The sequence below is a fragment of the Sinosporangium siamense genome (genome assembly GCF_016863435.1).
GTDB classification, from domain to species: domain Bacteria; phylum Actinomycetota; class Actinomycetes; order Streptosporangiales; family Streptosporangiaceae; genus Sinosporangium; species Sinosporangium siamense.
This window is the reverse complement of record NZ_BOOW01000004.1, coordinates 74,909-96,057: the sequence shown is the minus strand read 5'-3', so window position 1 is coordinate 96,057 and position 21,149 is coordinate 74,909. Positions and strand designations below refer to the sequence as shown.

Sequence of the window (21,149 nt, the reverse complement as noted above, 5' to 3'; positions counted from 1 at the left end):
GTGACTCCCTTTGACGCGCGGGAACACCGTGAAGTTCGAACCCGCTGCGGGATCACGGCGGAGGCGTCCGCCTAAGCGCCTCCGCCCGGTGCGACGCCCCCCGGGAGGCGAGCGGCCCTCCCGGCTTCGCCGTACCGAGGTGGCCTAGAGGACCGGCAGATAGCGTCCCAGCTCGTATTCGGTCACCTGGCGGCGGTATTCGCTCCACTCGGTGCGCTTGTTGCGCAGGAAGTAGTCGAATACGTGCTCGCCGAGGGTCTCGGCGACGAGCTCGCTGCGCTCCATCGCGCTGATGGCCTCGTCGAGGCTCTGCGGGAGCGGCTTGATGCCGAGGGCTCTGCGCTCGGCGCTCGTGAGGGCCCACACGTCGTCCTCGGCGCCGGGGGGCATCTCGTAGCCCTCCTCGATGCCCTTGAGGCCGGCCGCGAGGATGACCGCGAAGGCGAGGTAGGGGTTGCACGAGGAGTCGAGGGACCGGAACTCGATGCGGGTCGAGCCGCCCTTGTGCGGTTTGTACATCGGCACGCGGACGAGGGCGGAGCGGTTGTTGTGGCCCCACGAGATGTAGGCGGGCGCCTCTCCCCCGGCCCCGGCGATGGCCTCGGCCCCGCCCCACAGGCGCTTGTAGGAGTTGACCCACTGGTTGCACACGGCGGTGATCTCGGCGGCGTGCTTGAGCAGGCCGCCGATGAAGGAGCGGCCGATCTTGGAGAGCTGGTATTCGGCGCCGGGCTCGTAGAAGGCGTTGCGGTCGCCCTCGAAGAGCGACATGTGGGTGTGCATGCCCGAGCCGGGGTGCTCGGTGAAGGGCTTGGGCATGAACGACGCCCAGATGCCCTGCTCAAGGGCCACTTCCTTCATCACCAGGCGGAAGGTCATGATGTTGTCTGCCGTGGTGAGGGCGTCGGCGTAGCGCAGGTCGATCTCCTGCTGGCCGGGGCCGCCCTCGTGGTGGCTGAACTCGACCGAGATGCCCATGGACTCGAGCATCATGATGGCGTTGCGCCGGAAGTCGTGGCCGGAGCTGTGCGGGGTGTGGTCGAAGTAGCCGCCGTGGTCGATCGGCTCGGGCCGCCCGGTGCCGTCGGGGCGCGACTTGAGGAGGAAGAACTCGATCTCGGGGTGGGTGTAGAACGTGAACCCCATGTCGGCCGCCCTGGCCAGGGTGCGCTTGAGCACCCAGCGGGGGTCGGCGTGCGACGGTGAGCCGTCGGGCATCAAGATGTCGCAGAAGATGCGGGCCGCCCCCGGCGTCTCGCTGCGCCACGGGAGCACCTGGAAAGTCGAGGGATCAGGTTTGGCCAGCATGTCCGACTCATAGACGCGGGCGAATCCTTCGATCGCCGACCCGTCAAAGCCGATGCCTTCGGCGAATGCGCCCTCCAGCTCCGCTGGTGCGATGGCCACCGACTTCAGGAAGCCCAGAACGTCGGTGAACCACAGCCGGATGAACCGGATGTCGCGCTCTTCGAGAGTGCGCAGCACGAACTCCTGCTGGCGGTCCAAGGCAACTCCTCTACTTACTGCCGCGTCAGATCGACGCCAATGTCGCCCTCGGCCTGCGGCAGACATTTCTGGCCACTTTCCAGTCTGCCGGAACCTTGTTTCGCTCACGTTACGGGTGACCGGGCACGCTCCACGCGTACGAATGCGGAGACTCACCCTCACCTATGGCCACATGTGCACAATCTGCGTGTCGGCCCACGTCCAGGGTATCCGGTCGGCCGGAATCTCAGGACGCGCAGACCAGCGCATCTCCCATGGGTGTGCGCCGGTAGACGACCACGCGCCCCACCCGCCGCCGCGCCACCAGGCCGCCGTCGACCAGCACCGCCAGATGCTGGCTGACCGCCCCCGGCGTGAGGGAGAACCGCCGGGCCAGAGACGTGGTGGACGCCGGCTCCGCCAGCGCCGTCAGCACCATCGCGCGGGTGCGCCCGAGCAGCGCCGCCAGCGCCTCGGGCGCCGGCGGCGGCTGATCGACCCACAGGGTGCCGATGCCGCGCGCCGGATAGGCCAGCATCGGCTGGTACGGATAGACAATGGTGGCCACATCCGGCCACCGGAAGGCGGTCGGCACCAGCAGCAGCCCCTCGCCGCTCAGCGCGCGGGAGTGGCGCCAGTGGCGCAGCACCCAGAGCCGGTCGCCGTCCCAGCGCACCGCCGGGTTGAGGTCGGCGAACAGCTCCCGCGCTCCCCCGCTGGCCAGCCGCCGCGACCGCCACAGCACGTCGCTCTCCAAAAGCCCGTAGACGCGGGGCCAGTAGTCGGCGAACACCTCGTCCCAGTAGCGCCGTAGCCCCGCGACGACCCGGTCGATGCACCCTTCCGGGTCGGCGCGGAACCGCTCGGTCACGGCGGGCCCGATCTGCTCGGCCTCGGCCACCTCTTCGGCGGCGAGGCCGGGGGGCGCACGCCGGATCAGGTCGAGGTCGGCTTCGAAGTCGGGCACCGGGCTGGCGGGGGGCGGGGTGATGAAGTCGGGCACATAGCCCTCGGCCGGGATGAGGTCGAAGACATCGCTCAGCCCCAGCGCGGCGATGCGTGGGCGCACGGCCCGGACGAAGGGCAGGTGCACCGAGTGCCGCGCCGGGTCGCGCAGCGCACGCAGGCTGAAGACAACCTCCCAGAGCGGCGAGAACGCGAAGCGAATGCGCGCGACGTCCTCGGTCCCGAAGATCCACTCGACGGCCAAACCTCACCCCCGGTGGCCATTTAGCCACAGTTCACTGACTCACCCTCCACCGGGGCCGTCTCAGCCTCATTGCGCCCAGGGCAGCGGAATCCCGCTCTCACCGCCCGGCACGGCCGCCGTGCCGCCGACGCCCATGGCCACGAGCGCCTCGGCCGCCCCGCCGACGGCGACCACCCGCCGGACCGCCCCCGCGGGCAGGATGGCCGCCTGCCCGGCCCCGACCCGCTCGGCCCGGTCGCCGACCAAGACCTCGAACACGCCGGACAGCGGCATCCACACCTGCTCGCGGTCGATGGAGTGCACGGGGGTTGCGGATCCCGCGCCGATCTCGACCCGCCAGGTGGCGATCTCCACGCTGCCCTGGCTCGGCGCGGCCAAGGCGAACACATCGGCGGCCGGTGTCCTGGTCGTGCGCTGCTCGGTCTCGCTGACGACATACATGGCGATTCTCCTTAGTAAAGCCGCTTTACTTGATGTCGAGTAAAGTGGCTTTATATGGCTATGTCAAGATGAGCAGGTGTCCGATGACGCCCTTGAGCACTCCGAGCTGACCTTCCTGCTCGGCATGGCCTTCCAACTGCTGCTCGCCGAGTTCGCCCGCCGCCTCAACGCGACCGGTCACGCCGACCTGCGGCCGGTGCACGGCATGACCTTCCAGGCCCTGCGCGGGCCGGGCGCGACGAGCAGCGAGCTGGCCGAACGCCTCGGCGTCACCAAGCAGGCGGCCGGGCAGATAGTCGACGACCTCGAACGCCGCGGCTACGTCGAACGCACCCCGCACCCCGCGGGCGGGCGCCGCAAACTGGTCGTGCTCACCGGGAAGGCCCATGAGCACCTGCTGGCCGCCGGGCGGACGCTGCACGAGCTGGAGGCGCAACTGACCGAGCGGCTCCACGAGGCGGGCCTGCACGTGCCGCGGGCCGAACTCGCGGCGATCATCCGCGTGCTCGCGGGCGACGACATCCCCCCGCTGCGCCCTGTTTGGTGAGGGTTTAGCCAGGGCTAAAACGTTCGCTCCCACCCGGGGTGATGCCGGAACCTGAGCCTGTGGCCCAGACGATCACCCCCAAACCCTCCTTTCTCGCGTCTCGAATCGGTGGCTTTCCCCGCACCTTCTGGGTGTTGTGGACCGGCAGCCTGCTCAACCGGCTCGGCACGATGGTCGAGCCGTTCATCGGCGTCTACCTGACCCAGGCCCGCGGCCACTCGCTCGCCGTCGCCGGGCTCGTCATGGCGGTATACGGCGCGGGGGCGCTGTTGTCACAGCTCATCGCGGGCTGGCTGACCGACAGGATCGGGCGGCGCGCGACCCTGACCGGGGGCATGCTCGTGGCGGCGGCGGGCATGCTGGCGCTCGGCTACAGCACGTCGCTCCCGTGGATCGTGGCCGCGATGTTCGTCGTGGGACTCGCGCTCGACGCCTACCGCCCGGCGTCGCAGGCCCTCGTGGCCGACCTCATCCCGGCGGCGGACCGGCCCCGGGCCTACGGGCTGCTGTTCTGGGCCTTCAACGTGGGTTTCTCCGTGGCGATGTCGGTGGGCGGGCTGCTCGCGCAGAGCGGCATCATCTGGCTCTTCTGGATCAACGCCGTCTCCGCCGTCGCCTTCGGAGCGCTGGTGTGGGTGGCCGTGCCCGAGACGAAGACCGCCTCGCAGAAGAAGGGCGGCGGCTTCCGCGACGTACTGCGCGACCGGCTCATGCTGGCCTTCGTGCTGCTCTCCCTGGCCTACACGATGATCTACAGCCAGGCGTTCAGCACCCTGCCGCTAGCCATGATCGGCTCCGGCCTCACCACCGTCCAGTACGGCGTGGCCATGGCCACCAACGGCATCCTCATCGTGATCGTGCAGCCGCTCATCAACGCCTGGCTGGCCCGCCGCGACCACAGCACCGTGCTCGCGGTCGGCGTCGCGATCGTGGGCGTGGGTTTCGCGTTCCACGCCCTGGCGACGTCGATGACGGGCTTCATGGTCGCGCTGCTGATCTGGACGACCGGCGAGGTGATCACGGCTGGCATCGGCGGAGCCGTCGTCGCCGGGCTCGCCCCGCCGCACCTGCGGGGCCGCTACATGGGGGTCTACGGTTTCGCGTGGTCGGGCGCGGCCCTGCTCGCGCCGCCGCTCGGCACCTGGTTGCTGTCGATCGGCCCCGTGGCGTTGTGGTGCACGATGGGCGTGCTCGGCCTGGCCGCCGCGGCCGGCCACATGGCGATCGCCCCCGCGATCCGCCGCCGCGCGGTCCAGCCGGCGCTGTAATCGGGCGGCACCCCGATCGCGCGGGCCGAGGAGGGATCAAGGCCACGTCCAACGCACGTCAATCGGATGGTGGTCCGGCCGCGATACCGTCCAACCCGGCAGGGTGATCAAGACGGTGGCTGGGGTGGTCTGCAAGTGCGGGCGCGGGCTCAGGTGGTGGCCAGGATCGGGGCGGTCGCTGTGGCCGTCGTCTCCACGGCGCTCGTGGTCGCCCACCTGTGGGTGGGCAGCGGGTTGCCGGACAACGAGGCGACTCCTCTGCCGTTCACGGCCGAGGACGTGGCGGGGGTCACCTTCCCCGCCTTCGGGGCGCTGCTGATCCACCACCGGCCGGCGTTGTGGATCGGCTGGCTGCTCAGCCTGGGCGGCCTCGCCTCGGCCGCCAACATCCTGCTGACCGGCCTCGCCCACCTGACCGCCCTCCAGGGCGGGCCCACCCGCACCCTCTGGCTCGGGGTGTCGGTGACGTGGAACATCGCCACGCTGCTGCTCGCCGTGCTCCTGCCGCTGCTATATCCCACGGGGAGGCTGGTGTCGCCGCGGTGGCGGTGGGCCGCCGTGGCCACCGCCGCCGTGCTGGCCCTCGACACGCTGCGCGAGCTGGTGCGCCCGCCCCGCGCCCCGCACGACACCAATCCGTTCGCGATCGAGGGCTTCGCGCCCTACCACCTGACGTCCCGCACGCTCCTCGGCTGGCTGATCGCCCTCGCGATGATCGTGGCGTTCGCCTCCCTCGCGGTCCGTTTCCGCCGCGCCGACGCCGGCGAACGCCGTCAGATCCTCTGGCCGCTGCTCGCCATCGGCGCCGTGGTCGTGCCGTGGGCGGTGGGCAACCCCCTGTGGTGGGCCGCCGCGCTCACTCTGCCGCTCGTGCCGGCGGCGATCGCCAGTGCCGTGCTCCGCTACCGGCTGTTCGGCATCGACACGCTCATCACGCGCGCCCTGGTGGGCGCCGGGCTGCTCGCGGTGGTGGCGGTGGTCTACTTCGCGGTCACCGCCGCGGCCGGCATCGTCCTGTCCGGCCTCGACCGCGTCGCGGGACTCGCCGCCGCGCTGTTCGCCGGGGTGTTCTTCCATCCCATCCGCAAGATGTTCCGGCGAGGAGCCGACCGGCTCCTGTACGGCACGGCGGGCGACCCCGTCACCCTCGCCGAGGAACTCCGCCTGCGGCTCCAGCGGGCCGATCCCGCCGAGGGACTGGCCGCCACGACCGCCGCCCTGCGCGCCGGGCTCGGGGCCACCTGGACCGGCATCGACGTGGGCGGCACCGTCACGGTCTCCGGCGAGCGCGGCGCGGCCGTCCGCGAACTCCCGCTCGTCTGGCACGGCGAACCCGTCGGGACCCTGCTGCTCGGCCCGCCCAGCCCGCGCGCCTTCCCCGTCGCGCACGACGAACGGGTGCTGGCGGCCCTCGTTCCCTACGCCGCCGACGCGGCTCATGCCGTACGCCTCGCCGCCGAGCTGCGCGACTCGCGGCGGCGCATCCTCGCCGCGCGGGAGGAGGAGCGGCGGCGGCTCCGGCGCGACCTGCACGACGGGCTCGGCCAGTCGCTCAGCGGCATGGCGATGAGCCTCAACGCGGCCCGCGTGTCGCTGCGCAACTCGCCGGCGCGGGCCGAGGAACTCCTCGACGGGCTGCGCACCGGCATGAGCGCCGTGACGAGCGACATCCGGGAACTCGTGTACGGCTTGCGCCCGCCCAAACTCGACGAACTCGGCCTGGCTGACGCCGTGCGCGGCCTGACCGGCGACGGCGCCGTCGTGGAGGCCGGCGACCTCGGCCCCCTGCCGGCCGCGGCGGAGGTGGCGGCCTATCGCATCGTGCAGGAGGCCCTCACCAACGCCCGCAGGCACGCGGGCCCGGCCCGGGTGACCGTACGGCTGGCGCGGGAGGAGTCGCCGCACGTCGCCGTCATGGGCTCGGGCGCGCGGCGGCGGCGCGAGGTGCTGCGTGTGGTGGTCGAGGACGACGGCCTCGGGGTGCGTGAGCAGGCGCCCCGCGGCGTCGGCATGTCGTCCATGCGCGAGCGCGCCGCCGAACTGGGCGGCGTGTGCACCGTGTCGCCCCGGCCTGGCGGCGGCACGCTGGTCGAGGCGGCGTTGCCGCTGTGAGGCCGCCGACGTGCGGGACGATCACGTGGCGATGGGATCGGGGAGTCGATTACGGCGGTAGTTGCCGTCTCCCCGATCGTTCATTCCCTCTACGCTTACGCCTGCCATGCTGACATTTCTCACTCTCGGGCCATTTCAGGTTTTCGCCGGGGACACACCACTTGACGTGGGGGGTCAGCGGCAGATGGCGGTGCTCGCCCGGCTGATCGTCGCCGGGGGGCGGGCCGTGCCGGTGACCACGCTCATCGACGACATCTGGGACGGACGCCCACCCGCACAGGCGTTGTCGACGATTCAGGGCTATGTGTCGCGGCTGCGCCGTTCGCTGGAGCCCGATCGGGCGCCTCGGGAGGAGGCGGGGGTGCTGGTGTCGGCGCCGCCGGGCTACGCGCTGAAGGCCTCGGCCGAGCAGGTGGACGCCTGGCGGTTCGAGGAGCTGGTGAAGACCGGCGGTGGTCCCGCCGACGTGTGGGCCGGCATGGAGGGGGCGCTCGCGCTCTGGCGGGGGCCGGCGCTGGCGGAGTTCGCCGACTCGCCGTGGGCCTCGACCGAGGCCGCCCGCCTGGCCGAACTGCGTCTCACCGCGATCGAGCGGCGGGCGGACGCCGGGCTCTCGCTCGGACGGGCCGCCGCGCTGGTCGCGGACCTGGAGGCGCACGCCGCCGCGCAGCCGCTGCGAGAGGAGGCCTGGCGGCTGCTGTCGCTCGCGCTCTACCAGGCCGGGCGGCAGGGCGACGCGCTCGCCGCACTGCGCCGGGCCCGCGACATCTGGCGCGACGAGCTGGGCCTGGACCTGTCGGCGGCGCTGCGCCGCCTTGAGGGCGACATGCTCTCCCAGGCGCCCCACCTGGAGGGGCCGCGGTGGCTGACCACACTGCCCGAGGGCAAGCCCGGCAACGTGCGGGTGGTCGTGGTCGACGACCAGGCCCTCGTGCGGGCCGGCCTGCGGGTCGTCGTCGACGATCAGCCGGGGTTCGAGATCGCCGGGGAGGCCGAGGACGGCGAGCGGGCGATCGCCGTCGTGCGCGAGACGCGGCCCGATCTGGTGCTCATGGACATTCAGATGCCCGGCCTGGACGGCCTGGCCGCCGCCCGCCGCATCCTGGCCGACCCGAACCCGCCCAAGGTCATCATGATGACGACCTTCGGCACCGACGAGAACCTCTACGCGGCATTGCGTGCGGGTGTCAGCGGGTTCGTGCTCAAGACGTCCTCCCCCCGGCGGTTCCTCGTCGCGATGCGGGCCGCCTGCGCCGGCGACGCGCTCATCGATCCGGCGGTCACCACCCAGCTCATCGCGGGCTTCGCCGGGCGCTCCGCGCCCGATGCCCCGGCGGCTCTCGCCGGGGTGTCCGACGCCGAGCTCGACATCGTGAAGCTCGTCGCCCGCGGGCTGACCAACGAGCAGATCGCGCAGACCCTGGCCGTCCCGGAACCGGCGGTCGCCACGACGGTCGCCGCCGTCCTCAACCGGCTCGACCTGGTCGACCGCGCGCAACTCGTCGTCCTCGCCTACGAATGCGGCCTGATCACACCGGGCGCGGGATGACCGGCGCCACCGGTCAGAGCGCCGAGGGCAGCCCGCTACGCGCGGGGGCGGCGGTGTGCGCCGTGCTGGGGCCGGTCCTCGCGCTGACGGGACTCGTGGTGGGGGTGAACCTGCCCGAGGGGTGGACACCACCCGTGCCGGCGACGCCCAACTTCGGGGCGGCGCTGACGTTTCCCGTGGTGGGATGGCTCCTGCTCGTGCAGCGGCCGCGGCTCGGCCTGGCGCGGGTGATGTGCTGGGGCGGGCTGCTCAGCGGGTTCCACGTGGCGGCCAACGCTGTCATGTTGCGTTTCGCCGCCGACGGCGACCTGGCGGTGGCGGGTTTGATCCGGCCGGTGTCGCAGACGGCGATGACGGTGAGCAGCGCGTTGCTCGCGCTCTTCATGCCGCTGTTGTCGCCGGACGACAGCCTGCCGTCGCGGCGGTGGCGGCCGGTGGCGGTGCTCTCCACAGCTCTCATCGTCTACGAGGTGGCCCGCACAGTGGTCCGGCCCGATCCGCCCCCCGGTGCGCACTATGCCTGGCCCCAAGTGATTCCCAACCCGCTGGGACTGCAGATCCTCATGCCGTATCGGGAGGTGCTGGCGGCGATCACGCCCGTGGCCTTCACCACGCTCGTCACGGTGAGTCTCGCCTCGCTGATCTGGAAGTTCCGCCGGGCGACACCCGAGGGCCGGCGGCGCATCGGCTGGCCTCTCGTGGCCTTCGCGCTCTATGTGGTGTTCTTCCTGCTCGGTGAGGACTTCTGGTTCCTCGCGACGCTCTGGACGGCGCTGATCCCGGTGGCGATCGCGTTCGCCGCGATGCGCCACGGGTTGTTCGACATCGACACCCTCGCCGGGCGGGCGCTGGTCGGCGCGGGGCTGCTGGCCGTGGTGAGCGCGGTGTACTTCGGGGTGAGCTCCGCCTCCAGCTTCGTTCTCGCCGGTTATCACCAGGTGGGCGGGCTGGCCGCCGCCCTGGCCACCGGAGTGTTCCTCCAGCCGCTGCGCGCCCTGCTGAGCCGGGGCATCGACCGGATGATGTTCGGCCCGCAGGGTGATCCGCGCACACTGGCCGCCGCCCTGGCAGAGCGGGTGCGCGACACCGACCCGGCGCCCGCCCTGGGCGCGCTCGCCGGAGTCGTGCGCGATCACCTGGGCGTCGCCGGGGTGGCCGTGCAGGTCACGGTCCCCGGCGGCGACACCCGGGTGGAGGTGGGGCGGCTCGGCGCCGCTCCCCGGGAGATCACGTTGATCTGGTACGGCGAGCCGGTCGGCCTGCTGCTCATCGGCCCTCCTGGTGAGCGCAGGTTCTCCCGCGCCCACCACGATCGGCTGGTCGCCGCGGCCACGCCGTACCTCGCGGACGTGGCGCACGCGATCCGCATGACCGCCGCGCTGCGGCACTCGCGTGAGCAGGCGCTGGCAGCGCGTGAGGAGGAGCGGCGGCGGCTCGGCAAGCACCTGTCCGAAGGGCTCTGCCGTACCCTCGCGGGGATGGCGGACGCGCTCGGCGAGGCCAGGAGGGACGTGCGCGGCGCGCCGCTCGCGGCCGATCTGGTGCTGGCCGGCCTGCGCGGGGAGATGGACTCGGTGAGCAGCGAGGTGCGGCTGATCGCCCACGGTCTCAACGATCCCGGACGCGAGCCGATCGGCACCTCCTGCCCGTCCGGGCCGGGCCCGTCTGCGGCCGGCTGAGCCGGATTCGAGCGATCTTTCCCGGGCACGGCGGGCTCGATGATCGCCCGCCTCCCGGTGGTCCATGCGATCACCCGGGCGGTCGGCACTGAACATGCCGGGCTAATGTGAATGCCGTGGCACAATTGCGCATCGCCCTGGCCCAGACCAATCCCGCCGTCGGCGACCTGACGGCCAACGCCGACAAACTTCTCGACTGGACCCGCCGTGCCGCCGATCGCGGCGCCCATCTGGTGGCCTTCACCGAGATGTTCCTCACCGGATATCCGGTGGAGGACCTCGTGCTACGCACGTCGTTCGTGGATGCGTCGATCGCGGCGCTGGACGAGGCCGCGGCGCGGCTGGCCGCGGAAGGGCTCGGGGATCTTCCCGTCGTGGTCGGCTATGTCGACCGGGCCGGGCTCGCGCCGCGTGTCGGCCAGCCGAAGGGTGCGCCGCTCGACGCCGCCGCCGTCCTGCACGGCGGCAGGGTCGTGGTGCGCACCGCCAAGCACCACCTGCCCAACTACGGCGTGTTCGATGAATACCGCTATTTCGTGCGGGGTGATCGGCTGCCGGTCTTCCGGCTGCACGGCGTCGACGTGGCCGTGGCCGTCTGCGAGGACCTCTGGCAGGACGGCGGCCCGGTCGCGGTCGCGCGGCAGGCGGGGGCGGGGCTGCTGGTGGTGCCCAACGCCTCCCCCTACGAGCGGGAGAAGGACGACGTACGGCTGGCGCTCGTGTCGCGCAGGGCCCGGGAGGCGGGCTGCGCCCTGGCCTACGTCAACCAGGTCGGCGGGCAGGACGAGCTCGTGTTCGACGGGGATTCGATCGTGGTCGGCGCGGACGGCGAGCTGATCGCGCGGGCGGCGCAGTTCAGCGAGGAACTGCTGATCGCCGACCTTTCGCTGCCGCTCGCCGGCCCTGTGCCCGGCACCGGGACCGAGCCGGTCGACGCGGGCGACGGCACCACGATCACCGTGGAGCGTGTGACGTTGTCCACCGAGCCGGTGGCGGCCTACGCCGCCGAGCCCGGCACGGTGGCGCCCCGGTTGTCCCACCCGGCGGAGGTCTACACCGCGCTGGTGCTGGGAGTGCGCGACTATGTGGGCAAGAACGGCTTCAGCTCGGTGATCCTCGGCCTGTCGGGCGGCATCGACTCGGCGCTCACGGCCACGATCGCGGCCGACGCGATCGGGCCTGAGCGGGTTTACGGGGTCATGATGCCTTCGGCGTACTCCTCGGAGCACTCGGTGGGCGACGCCAAGGATCTGGTGGAGCGGCAGGGGCTGAACGCGCGGGTCGTGCCCATCGAGGGGATGGTCGCGGCGTTCGAGAAGGAGATCGCGCTGTCGGGACTGGCGGCGGAGAACCTCCAGGCGCGGGTGCGTGGCATGATCTTGATGAGCCTGTCCAACGAGCACGGCCATCTGGTGCTGACCACGGGCAACAAGAGCGAGGTCGCGACGGGCTACTCCACGTTGTACGGCGATTCCGCGGGGGGTTACGCCCCGATCAAGGATGTGCCGAAGACGATGGTGTGGGAGCTGTCGAAGTGGCGCAACGCCCAGGCCGGGGTGGAGTCGGAGTTCTTGCACGGCTTCGCCGTACCTCCGGTGCCGGAGAACTCCATCGTGAAGGAGCCCAGCGCGGAGCTGCGGCCCGACCAGCGCGACACCGACTCGCTGCCGCCCTATGAGGTGCTCGACCGCCTGCTCGACGACTATGTGGAGCGGGACATGGGCAAGGGGGAGCTCATCGCGGCGGGGCACGATCCGGATCTTGTGATGCGGGTGATCCGGCTGGTGGACGTCGCGGAGTACAAGCGGCGGCAATATCCGCCGGGGCCGAAGATCACGCCCAAGAACTTCGGGCGGGACCGGCGGCTGCCCATCACCAACCGGTGGCGCGAGAGCTGACGGGCCGCCCGGCCCCCCGCTAGGAGCGGGGGGCCAGACCGGTCAGCACCATGTCGACGATGCGGGCCGGCAGCTCCTCGTCCACCGGCTCCCCGTCTGTGACCGGCCAGCGGGTCATCCACATCATCGTGCCGCTGAGCATGCTCATCGCGAGCTCGACGTCGGCGTCGGGGCGCAGCTCGCCGGACTCGATGCCGCGCTGGAGCAACGCGCGCACCGCGGCCCGGCGCGGCTCGATGGCGATCTGCCGGAACCTCGCCGCCATCTCGGGATAACGCGGCGCCTCGCCCATCGCCATGGTCACGATGCAGCGGGTGCGGCCCTCCGTGGACTCGCGCATGGTCGCGGTGAGGTAGGTGATGAGGTCGTCGCGCACCGACACGCCCGCGAGGGGCGGCATGGGGGCCTTGAGGGAGGCGAGGGCGTCGACGATCAGATCCTCCTTGCCCGCCCAGCGGCGGTAGATCGTCGTCTTGCCGACGCCTGCCCGGGCGGCGACGGCCTCGATGGACAGGTCGGAGACGCTCAGCCCCTCACCCATCATGTCCAGCGTGGCCTCGATGATGGCCCGCTCGGCCTTCATGCTGCGAGGTCTGCCCGCCGGGCGGGCCGCGCTGCTCACAACGGCCTCCTCAACGGTTGTCCAGGCGCTGCACCAAAGGATCACACTCTAGCCGGTTCGCCGCCGGTCGCCTCCGGCTGTGCCTGCGGCGTGAGAGCCTCCGCCGCCGCTTTCCCCGGCAACCACCGCCCCACGATGACGGTCGCCGCCAGTGACACGGCGGAGGCGACGATCAGCGCCAGGCGCAGGCCGTCCATGAAGGCGCTGTTGGCCGCCTCCATGAGGGCGCCGGCCTGGGGACCCGCCCGCTCGGCGAGCACGTAGGTCGCGGTGATCGACTCGCCCGCCGTCTCCCGCACGGCGGCGGGGAAGCCCGCGAGCGCCGGCGCTATCTCGTCGCGGTAGACCGCGGCGAGCACCGAGCCGAGGATCGCGACGCCGAGCGCCCCGCCCACCTGGCGGATCGTGTTGCTCATGGCCGACCCCACGCCCGCCTTGTGCCTGGGCAGCGCCTGCAGGATCGCGGTGGTCGCCGGCGGCATGATGTTGGCCATCGCCGCCCCTTGCACGAACGAGATCAGCAGGACCAGCCACACGGGGGTGTCGGCCTGCAGGAAGGCCAGTGCCAGGAGCGTGCCGGTGACGACGATCAGGCTGACCGTGGCGAGGACGCGGGGGCCGAAACGCTGCACCATGCCGGCCGAGAGCGGGCCGAAGATCAGTTGCGCCACCGCGAACGGCAGCATCATCAGACCGGCCTCCAGCGGGCCGTATCCCCTGACGACCTGAAAGTAGAACGCCAGGAGGAACATCACCCCCATCATGCCGAAGAAGGCCAGGGCCAAGGTGGTGACTGCGGTCGAGAACATCGGCAGGCGGAAGTAGCGCACGTCGAAGGCGGGGTGGTCGCTGCGGCTCTCGTACACCACGAAGATGATCAGCACCAGCAGGCCGATCAGGGTCGGCCCCCACACCCCGGCCTCCAGCACGGTGCCGCGCTCGCCGCCGTGGATGATGCCGTAGACCAGAGCGATCATGCCGACGATGGACAGCAGCACGCCCGCCGGGTCGAGCCTCGCCGGGTTGGGGTCGCGCGACTCCGGCACCATCAGCGCGATGAGCACCACGCTGATCGCCACCACCGGCACGTTGACGAGGAAGACCGACCCCCACCAGAAGTGTTCCAGCAGCAGGCCGCCGGCGACCGGGCCGATCGCCACGGCGAGGCCGACGCCGCCCGCCCAGATGCCGATCGCCTGGCCGCGCTCGCGGGGCGGGAAGACGTTGGAGATGATCGCCAGCGTCGCGGGCATGATGGCGGCCCCGCCGATGCCCATGAAGGCCCGCGCGACGATCAACTGTCCCGGGTCCTGGGCATAGGCGCTGGCCAGGGAGGACAGGCCGAAGATCACCATCCCGAGCATCATGATGCGCTTACGGCCGTTCCTGTCGCCGAGCACGCCGAAGGTGAACAGCAGGCCGGCGAAGACCAGCGAGTAGGAGTTGATCGCCCACTCGAGCTCGCCCTGGGTGGCGCCGAGGCCGTGGACCGGGTCGGCGATCGTTCTCAGCGCGACGTTGAGGATCGTGTTGTCGAGGACGACGGCCAGGAGGCTGAACACCATCACGGCCAGGATGGCCCAGCGCCGTGGGTGGCCGGCCTCCTGCTCCGCCGGCACCGGCGACTCTGCGGCTTTGTCTGATGCCAAGGGAACCTGATCTCCTTCGCGAATGCGGACCCGGGACTTCGGGGGGAGGTCGCCCGCCGGGGCGTGTCCGCCGCCGGAACCCGGACGGCCGCGCACCCAGCGTGCGGGGGACGGGATGGGAGAGAACGCCGGACGTGTCATGAAGCGTGGCGCTAAGGGAGCGTATCGCCGGACTTTACGATACGCAACAGTACCGTTTCGTTATAGTGGCGTGACCGGCCCCGCGGTTCGGGCGCTCTCCTGCCGCAGAACAACCTTCCGGAAGATCCCGCCGAGGCACCCGCCGGAGAGCACTCTGGAATGACGGTGGCACTGTGGGGTGTTCACCCCTTTTGCGGCGTGCAATCATCGAAAGCGTCCGGGGACGCCACAGGGGCGCCTCGAGGCTTGGAGGAATCTGCAATGACCTCTGCTTTTACCCCCGCTGTCGCAACTCCACCGGAAACCCTGTACGGAGGACAAGGCGGGCGAAGGGTCACCGTACGCGACGTGTCTGCTGCCAAGGTGCGCGGCGAGAAATGGCCCATGGTCACCGCCTACGACGCCATGACAGCCAGGGTGTTCGACGAGGCCGGCATCCCCGTGATGCTCGTCGGGGACTCCGCCGCCATGGTGGTGTACGGCTACGACTCCACGCTTCCCGTCTCCGTCGACGATCTCATCCCCCTGTCCGCCGCCGTCGTCCGCGGCTCCCGTCGCGCCATGGTCGTCGCCGACCTCCCCTTCGGCTCCTACCAGTCCTCGGCCGAGCAGGCCCTCACGTCGGCGACCCGCTTCATGAAGGAAGCCGGCGTCCACGCCGTCAAGCTGGAGGGCGGGCACCGTGTGCTCCGCCAGGTCGAGGCCCTCGTCTCGGCAGGCATCCCCGTCATGGCCCACCTGGGCCTCACGCCGCAGTCGGTCAACGCCTTCGGCGGCTACAGAGTGCAGGGGCGCGGCCAGGCGGGCGACGAGCTCATGGCCGACGCCAAGGCCCTCGAACACGCCGGCGCCTTCGCCGTCGTGCTGGAGTGTGTGCCCGCCGATCTCGCCGAGCGCATCACCACCTCGCTGACGATCCCCACCATCGGCATCGGCGCCGGCCCGTCGTGCGACGCCCAGGTGCTGGTGTGGCAGGACCTCATGGGGCTCACTCCCCGGCCCGCGAAGTTCGTCAAGCAATACTCGAACCTCGCGTCGCAGATGACCGACGCCGTGCAGAACTTCGCCGCGGAGGTCGCCTCGGGCGCCTTCCCTGCCCCTGAGCACGTCTACCAGTGACCCGCTGAGGGGCGGGTGGCCCCGTGGTGCTCACAGGGCCACCCGCCCGTTCGGAGACCGTCAGAAGAACCTCGGGGTGAGGTCGGTCGTCGGCCACCTGGTGACCGCGCCGACGGCACGGCCGAGGACCGGGTCGATCGACTCGAACTCCGGTGTGCCCTCCTCGGCACGCCGGTTGAAGAGGGCGCAGTAGCTCACGCCGTTCTGCACCCGGGCGACGAACGTGTAGGTGCCGGGCATCGAGCCGTTGTGCCACGTGTTCAGGCCCGTGCCGTTCGACCGCACCCACCAGCCGCCGCCGTACCACGAGCCGCTGGCGGTGACCCCGGTCTCGGGCTTGGCGAGGAGCCGGCCGATGGACGTGGCGTTGAGCACGGGCCCCGGGCCGTCGAAGACCATGCCGAACTTCACGAGGTCCACCGCACTGCCCACCCATCCGCCGTTGGCGTCCTGGTTGGGCATGTTGAATCCGCCATAGGGGAACGGCACGACCTTGCCGGAGGCGTCGACCACGGTCTTGGTGGTGTAGCCCGACTGGTAGTCGACCTCACGGGACGAGATCTCCGTCTGGAGGCTGCGGCCGAGGCGCATGCGCGTGATGCCCACCGGGGCGAGCAGCTTCCGCTGGACATATGCCTCGTAGCTCATGCCGGAGACACGCGCGATGATGCGTCCCAGCAGCATGTAGCCGTAGTTGCTGTAAACCATCTTGGAGCCAGGGGCGAAGTCCAGCGGCCGGGCCGTGACATAGCGGATGATGGCGTCGTGGCCGATCGGCAGCGGCACCTTCAGCGTCGAGGCGATGGTGTGGTCGAGCCACAGCGGGTCCTTGGACACCTCCCTGTCCCACCCGCCGAGGTTCTGCATCAGGCGCAGCACCGTCACCTGCTTCAGCCTCGGGTCGGCGGTCGCCGACAGGCCCAGCAGGGTGGTGACCGGGTCGCTCAGCTTGAGTTTGCCGTCCTGCACGAGCCGCATGACGGCGGCCGAGGTGATGTGTTTGCTGAGGCTCGCGATCCGGAACAACGTCGTCGGCCGCACCGGCATCTGCCCCAGCGCCGCGCCGGTGTCCGGGTTGACGACGGCATACCTGCCGTAGCCGACCGCCATCAGGATCTTGCCGCGGCGGGCGACCGCGATCTGGGCGCTCTTGATGCCGCGTTCGGCGATGTACTTCCGCATCGCGGTGTCGATCACCTTCAGCTCCGGTGGGACGGAGTTGAGGGTCGGCAGCGATGCCGCCGTCGCCGTCGCCGGGAGGGCTCCCACTGCCAGCGCGGGGACGGCCCCTGCCCCCATCTGCAGTAGGCGGCGGCGTGTAACGCCGTTCGTACGATTTACCACGAGTACCCCCGTAGGTACGGAACTTCAGTTAAAGATCCGTATCTTACGGATTCCGCTACGTGACCGGAGGTTGGGGGTTTGCCCAAGGTCTTTGGCGGGAACACGACAGTGCTCCTTTGAGGCCGCTCGCCACCCATGCCGCCGGCGCCGTTGGCGGCGGCACGACGGACCCTGGTGTCCGGGGTCAGGGACCTTTGATCCGCCAGGTCAGGGGCCTTGCCACCCAGGGCCGGAGGCCTCGGATCCCGACGTCGGATGCCTTGTCGCCCGGGGCGGGGAGCTCGGATCCCGGCTTCAGTAGTCGAGGGCGTCGAGGGCCTGGGCGAAGTCCGCCCACAGGTCTTCGACATGTTCGATCCCGGTCGCGACGCGTACGGTGCCCGGGGCGATGCCGGCGCGAGTGAGCTCCTCGTCCGACATGCCGCGGTGCGAGGCGGCGGTCGGCATGGAGAGCAGGGTCTCCACACCGCCGAGGGAGGCCGCGACGAGCGCCAGCCGCACCTTCGAGAGGAAGGCCGAGGCGGCGGCGGACCCGCCGGCCAGGTCGAAGCCGAGCACACCACCGAAGCCCGAGAGCACCCGGTCCGCGATCTCGCGTGACGGGTGCCCCGGCAGGCCGGGCCAGTGCACGGCGGCGACGGCGGGATGGGCGGCGAGGCGTTCGGCGAGGACGGCCGCGTTGGCGCACGAGCGCTCCACGCGCAGCGCGAGGGTGCGCATGCCGCGCAGCACCAGCCAGGCGGCGAACGGGTCGGGGGTCGCGCCGAGTTCCTGACCGAAGGCCCAGACACGCCGGTAGACGTCGCCGTCGGCGAAGACGGCGATGCCGCCGATGACGTCGGTGTGGCCGCCGAGGTACTTCGAGGTGGAGTGCAGGGAGATGTCGGCGCCGTGCTCCAGCGGGCGGCACAGGACGGGCGAGGCGAAAGTGTTGTCGACGACTGTGAGCAGACCGTGTTCGCGCGCCGCGGCGCTCATGGCGGGCAGGTCGGCCACCTGGGTCATGGGGTTGGCGATGGTCTCCAGGTAGAGGAGCCGGGTCGCGGGGGTGACGGCGGCGCGCACGGCATCGGGATCGTTCTCCGGCACATAGGTCACCGAGACGCCGAACCTCTTGGTGAGGTCGGCCAGGAGCGTGGCGGTGCCGCCGTAAAGGGTCGACTGGGCGATCATGTGGTCGCCGGCGCCGAGGAGCCCGAGCAGGACGGTGCTGACGGCGCCCATGCCGGAGGCGGTGGCGTGGCCCGCCACGCCGCCTTCGAGGCGGGCGACGGCGTCCTCAAGCGCGCGGACCGTGGGGTTGCCCAGCCTGCTGTAGACGTAGGCGCCGTCGGGCTCGGTCATGCCCACCGCGAACTCGTCGGGGTCGGCGAAGACGAAGCTGGCGGTCTGGTAGAGGGGCGTCACGACCGGGTGGCTCTGGTCGAGGACGGGCCGGGGGTGGTGAACCGAACGGGTCTCAGGACGCAAATCGGACATGTAAGTGATTTTGCGGGACGACGGGTCCGTTCTCCTAATGGCAGGGCCGGCCACAGAGTGCCTCACCGGCAGGGCCATTCCCTCATGGCCCTGCCGGTAGGGGCGGTTAGACGTCCGTGATGCGCAGACCCGCGTGCGCCTTGTAGCGGCGGTTGATGGAGATCAGGTTCGCCGTGAACGCCTCCACCTGGTGGGCGTTGCGCAGGCGTCCGCCGTATACCCCCCGCATGCCGGGGATGCGCTCGGCGAGGGCCCGCACGATGTCGGTGGCCTCACGGTCGTCGCCGAGCACGAGCACGTCGAGCTCCATCTCCCCCACCGTCGGGTCGAGCAGCAGCACCGCCGACACGTGGTGGAAGGCGCCGACGACCCTGCTTTCCGGGAGTACGGCGGCGGCCTGCTGGGCCGCGCTCCCCTCCTCGACGGGCAGCGCGTAGGCACCCTGCTTGTCGAACCCGAGGGGGTTCACGCAGTCGATCACGATCTTTCCGGCGAGCTCGCTCGCGAGCGACTCCAGGGTGGCCTTGTGGCCGTCCCACGGCACCGCGACGATCACTACGTCGGCCTCGGTGGCGACTTGCGCGTTCGCGTCGCCCCGCACGGTGAGTTCAAGGGAAGCCGCGGCCTCGCGGGCCCGCTCGGCGTTGCGTGAGCCGATCAGCACGTCGTGTCCGGCCAAGGCGAACCGCCTGGCCAGGCCCTTGCCCTGGTCGCCGGTGCCGCCGAGGATCCCGATGGACAGACCGCTTACGTCTGGAAGGTCAGGCTGCGTCATCGCACACCACTCCTGCTAGATTCCTCGAGGCTCACTGTGTCCAGATCATGCCAGGCTGCATTTCACGGGACAGTACCGGGGGTGCTGAGGCACGATAGTGCGCATGGACGCGGCGTCGGTGGATTTCCTGCGTGAAGTTCTCGAATCGACTGGTCTGGTGGAGCGCACCCGCGAGCTCGGGCTCGCGCTGCGGGCCACCCGCTCCCCCGGTGGCCTTCTCGTCGTCGGCACCCCCTGCGACGAGCCCTGGCACCTCACCGCTCACCTGTCCGACGAGGCCCGGCTCTCCGGCCTCCCCCAGCTCACCCCGACACTTGTGCGCTGGGCCCCGCCCGAGGACGCGCCTGCGCACCTGCGGGTCGGCCTTTCCCGCATCGAGGAGGCGCGCAGAGGCGAGACGCTGTTCGTGGTGGCCGAGGACAAGGCACCCGATCCGCTGCTCGAGCGGCTCGACGACGCGCGGCGCACCGGCACCACCATCCTCGCGCTCGACGGCGGCGACCCCGAGCTCGCCGGCCTCGCGCACGACTCGCTGGTGCTGCGCTCCGACGGCCCGCTCTCCTTCGACGGCGCTCAACACCTCGTGAGCGCAGCGGCGGGCGAGCCCCCCGGCCGCGCCGGGTTGCGCGGGCGTCTGGCCCGCCTCCTCGACCTGGTCAGCGGGCCACGCATCGCCGACTGAGCCGCTCGGGGTCCACGCGGCTTCGCCGTACCTCACAGGCGGGCCGACGGCTTCGCCGTACCTCACACGCCGACCGGCGGTGAAGATGCCGGCTCCCGGCACCGCGCGGCTTCGCCGTACCTCACGTCGGTCGGCGGGGCCGGTCGGCTTCGCCGTACCTCACAGGCGTTCCCGCACCTGGTCGGCGATGAGGTCGGCGGCCGCGCGGAGGGCGTCGATGACGACGGCCTGCACGGGGTCGGGTTCGCCGGAGCGTGTGCGGCTGACGCGGGTCAACGCGCCGAGGCGCCTGGCGCCGACGCCCGTAACGGCGGTGACGGTGACCTCGCCCGGCGGCACGTTGAGCAGGGCCAGGGCGGGCACGATGGCGACGCCGTGGCCGGCGGACACGAGGTCGAGCACGGCGGGGAACTCCTCGATGACGTGCACCTTGCGCGGGGTGAAGCCGTGCAGTGCGGCGAGCCGTTCGAGGGCCTGGCCGCAGGCCTGGTCGGGCAGGCCCGCCACCCACGGCGCGCCGGCCAGGGCCGCCACCTCGCTCGGGGCGTCGGGCCAGTCGGGAGGCGCCACAATGCGATATTCGTCGAGGTAGAGGGGGTGGTGGGTCATGGTCTTCTGGCGCACGACCGGGCGGCTCATGTCCTGCTCGGTGATCATCAGGTCGACCCCGCCGAGGCGCAGTTCACGCAGCGCGGGCGTGCCGTACAACTCCCTGATGGAAGGCACGATCTTGGGATGGCGCTCGGTCAGGATGCGCAAAGCGGGCACCAGGAGGTAGCGGATCACCGTGGGGAACGCCGCGATCGTCACCGGGCCCGCCAGGCGGTCGGTGAAGCCGGTGAGCTCGCGTTTGGCCTCCGCCAGCTCCGATTCCACCCGCTCGGCATAGCCCGCCAGCACACGTCCCGCGGGAGTGAGCGACACACGCCGCTGGGACCGGTCGATCAGGGCCAGCCCCACCTCGCGTTCGAGCTGGGCGAGTTGCTGGGACACCGCCGACGGCGTGAGGTGCATGGCCTCGGCGGCACGCATGACCCCGCCTCTGCGGGCGACCTCGTACAACACGCGCAGACGCCGCGGGTCAATATCCATGTAGCTCAGCTTACGTAGCGGTTCAGAGAAGCTTAATTGTGCTCAAGTCACTTCATT

At 71.1% G+C, this 21,149-nt stretch carries 17 protein-coding genes; 8 read left to right on the top strand and 9 right to left on the bottom strand.

The window, feature by feature from the left end:
- Nucleotides 1-144: 144 nt before the first annotated feature.
- From glnA2 to Ssi02_RS01630, 3 genes are all read right to left on the bottom strand, one after another.
- Nucleotides 145-1,506: a gamma-glutamylpolyamine synthetase GlnA2 gene (glnA2, locus tag Ssi02_RS01640; RefSeq protein WP_204020279.1), complete on the bottom strand. Its 1,362-nt coding sequence runs from the start codon at nt 1,504-1,506 to the stop codon at nt 145-147.
- Between the two features lie 226 nt (nt 1,507-1,732).
- Nucleotides 1,733-2,695: an ArsR/SmtB family transcription factor gene (locus Ssi02_RS01635; protein WP_204020277.1), complete on the bottom strand. Its 963-nt coding sequence runs from the start codon at nt 2,693-2,695 to the stop codon at nt 1,733-1,735.
- Nucleotides 2,696-2,761: 66 nt separating this feature from the next.
- Complete coding sequence (locus Ssi02_RS01630; RefSeq protein ID WP_204020275.1) at nt 2,762-3,136, bottom strand: cupin domain-containing protein; 375 nt, start codon at nt 3,134-3,136, stop codon at nt 2,762-2,764.
- Between the two features lie 76 nt (nt 3,137-3,212).
- Here Ssi02_RS01630 and Ssi02_RS01625 point away from each other — a divergent pair, with 76 nt between their 5' ends.
- The 6 genes from Ssi02_RS01625 (at nt 3,213) to Ssi02_RS01600 (ending at nt 12,189) form a co-directional block, all read left to right on the top strand.
- A complete protein-coding gene (locus Ssi02_RS01625) occupies nt 3,213-3,683 on the top strand; it encodes a MarR family winged helix-turn-helix transcriptional regulator (protein WP_204020273.1) in 471 nt (156 codons plus the stop codon).
- Nucleotides 3,684-3,742: 59 nt separating this feature from the next.
- On the top strand, nt 3,743-4,951 hold the full coding sequence (locus tag Ssi02_RS01620; RefSeq protein ID WP_239128509.1) for an MDR family MFS transporter: 1,209 nt from the start codon (nt 3,743-3,745) through the stop codon (nt 4,949-4,951).
- Nucleotides 4,952-5,086: 135 nt separating this feature from the next.
- Entirely contained in the window at nt 5,087-7,063 is a 1,977-nt protein-coding gene (locus Ssi02_RS01615) for a sensor histidine kinase (protein ID WP_239128508.1), read from the top strand.
- A gap of 184 nt (nt 7,064-7,247) precedes the next feature.
- Nucleotides 7,248-8,612 carry a BTAD domain-containing putative transcriptional regulator gene (locus Ssi02_RS01610; protein WP_239128507.1) on the top strand — a complete coding sequence of 455 codons (1,365 nt, stop codon included), beginning with the start codon at nt 7,248-7,250 and terminating at the stop codon, nt 8,610-8,612.
- Nucleotides 8,609-10,291 carry a sensor histidine kinase gene (locus tag Ssi02_RS01605; protein ID WP_204020264.1) on the top strand — a complete coding sequence of 561 codons (1,683 nt, stop codon included), beginning with the start codon at nt 8,609-8,611 and terminating at the stop codon, nt 10,289-10,291. Before Ssi02_RS01610 ends, Ssi02_RS01605 begins: the two co-directional genes overlap by 4 nt.
- A 116-nt stretch (nt 10,292-10,407) precedes the next feature.
- On the top strand, nt 10,408-12,189 hold the full coding sequence (locus Ssi02_RS01600; protein ID WP_204020262.1) for an NAD+ synthase: 1,782 nt from the start codon (nt 10,408-10,410) through the stop codon (nt 12,187-12,189).
- Between the two features lie 19 nt (nt 12,190-12,208).
- On the opposite strand, the gene Ssi02_RS01595 is transcribed toward Ssi02_RS01600, so the two are convergent.
- Together Ssi02_RS01595 and Ssi02_RS01590 are read right to left on the bottom strand one after the other, a co-directional pair.
- Nucleotides 12,209-12,811, bottom strand: coding sequence for a TetR/AcrR family transcriptional regulator (locus tag Ssi02_RS01595; protein WP_239128506.1), 603 nt, complete (start codon nt 12,809-12,811; stop codon nt 12,209-12,211).
- Nucleotides 12,812-12,852: 41 nt separating this feature from the next.
- On the bottom strand, nt 12,853-14,460 hold the full coding sequence (locus Ssi02_RS01590; protein ID WP_239128505.1) for a DHA2 family efflux MFS transporter permease subunit: 1,608 nt from the start codon (nt 14,458-14,460) through the stop codon (nt 12,853-12,855).
- 402 nt (nt 14,461-14,862) lie between these two features.
- Between Ssi02_RS01590 and panB the strand changes: the two genes are divergently transcribed.
- The gene (gene panB, locus Ssi02_RS01585; RefSeq protein WP_204020260.1) at nt 14,863-15,720 is read left to right on the top strand and encodes a 3-methyl-2-oxobutanoate hydroxymethyltransferase; all 858 of its coding nucleotides are present in this window, start codon (nt 14,863-14,865) and stop codon (nt 15,718-15,720) included.
- A gap of 60 nt (nt 15,721-15,780) precedes the next feature.
- Here the strand turns inward: panB and Ssi02_RS01580 are convergent, their stop codons facing one another.
- From Ssi02_RS01580 to npdG, 3 genes are all read right to left on the bottom strand, one after another.
- A complete protein-coding gene (locus tag Ssi02_RS01580) occupies nt 15,781-17,064 on the bottom strand; it encodes a serine hydrolase domain-containing protein (protein ID WP_239128504.1) in 1,284 nt (427 codons plus the stop codon).
- Between the two features lie 294 nt (nt 17,065-17,358).
- Nucleotides 17,359-18,543 carry a trans-sulfuration enzyme family protein gene (locus Ssi02_RS01575; RefSeq protein ID WP_204020258.1) on the bottom strand — a complete coding sequence of 395 codons (1,185 nt, stop codon included), beginning with the start codon at nt 18,541-18,543 and terminating at the stop codon, nt 17,359-17,361.
- A 106-nt stretch (nt 18,544-18,649) separates the two neighbouring features.
- Nucleotides 18,650-19,318, bottom strand: coding sequence for an NADPH-dependent F420 reductase (npdG, locus tag Ssi02_RS01570; protein ID WP_204020256.1), 669 nt, complete (start codon nt 19,316-19,318; stop codon nt 18,650-18,652).
- A gap of 103 nt (nt 19,319-19,421) precedes the next feature.
- Here npdG and Ssi02_RS01565 point away from each other — a divergent pair, with 103 nt between their 5' ends.
- A complete protein-coding gene (locus tag Ssi02_RS01565) occupies nt 19,422-20,000 on the top strand; it encodes a hypothetical protein (RefSeq protein ID WP_204020254.1) in 579 nt (192 codons plus the stop codon).
- Between the two features lie 159 nt (nt 20,001-20,159).
- Here Ssi02_RS01565 and Ssi02_RS01560 read toward each other — a convergent pair whose 3' ends face one another.
- Nucleotides 20,160-21,092 carry a LysR family transcriptional regulator gene (locus Ssi02_RS01560; RefSeq protein ID WP_204020252.1) on the bottom strand — a complete coding sequence of 311 codons (933 nt, stop codon included), beginning with the start codon at nt 21,090-21,092 and terminating at the stop codon, nt 20,160-20,162.
- Nucleotides 21,093-21,149: the final 57 nt, after the last annotated feature.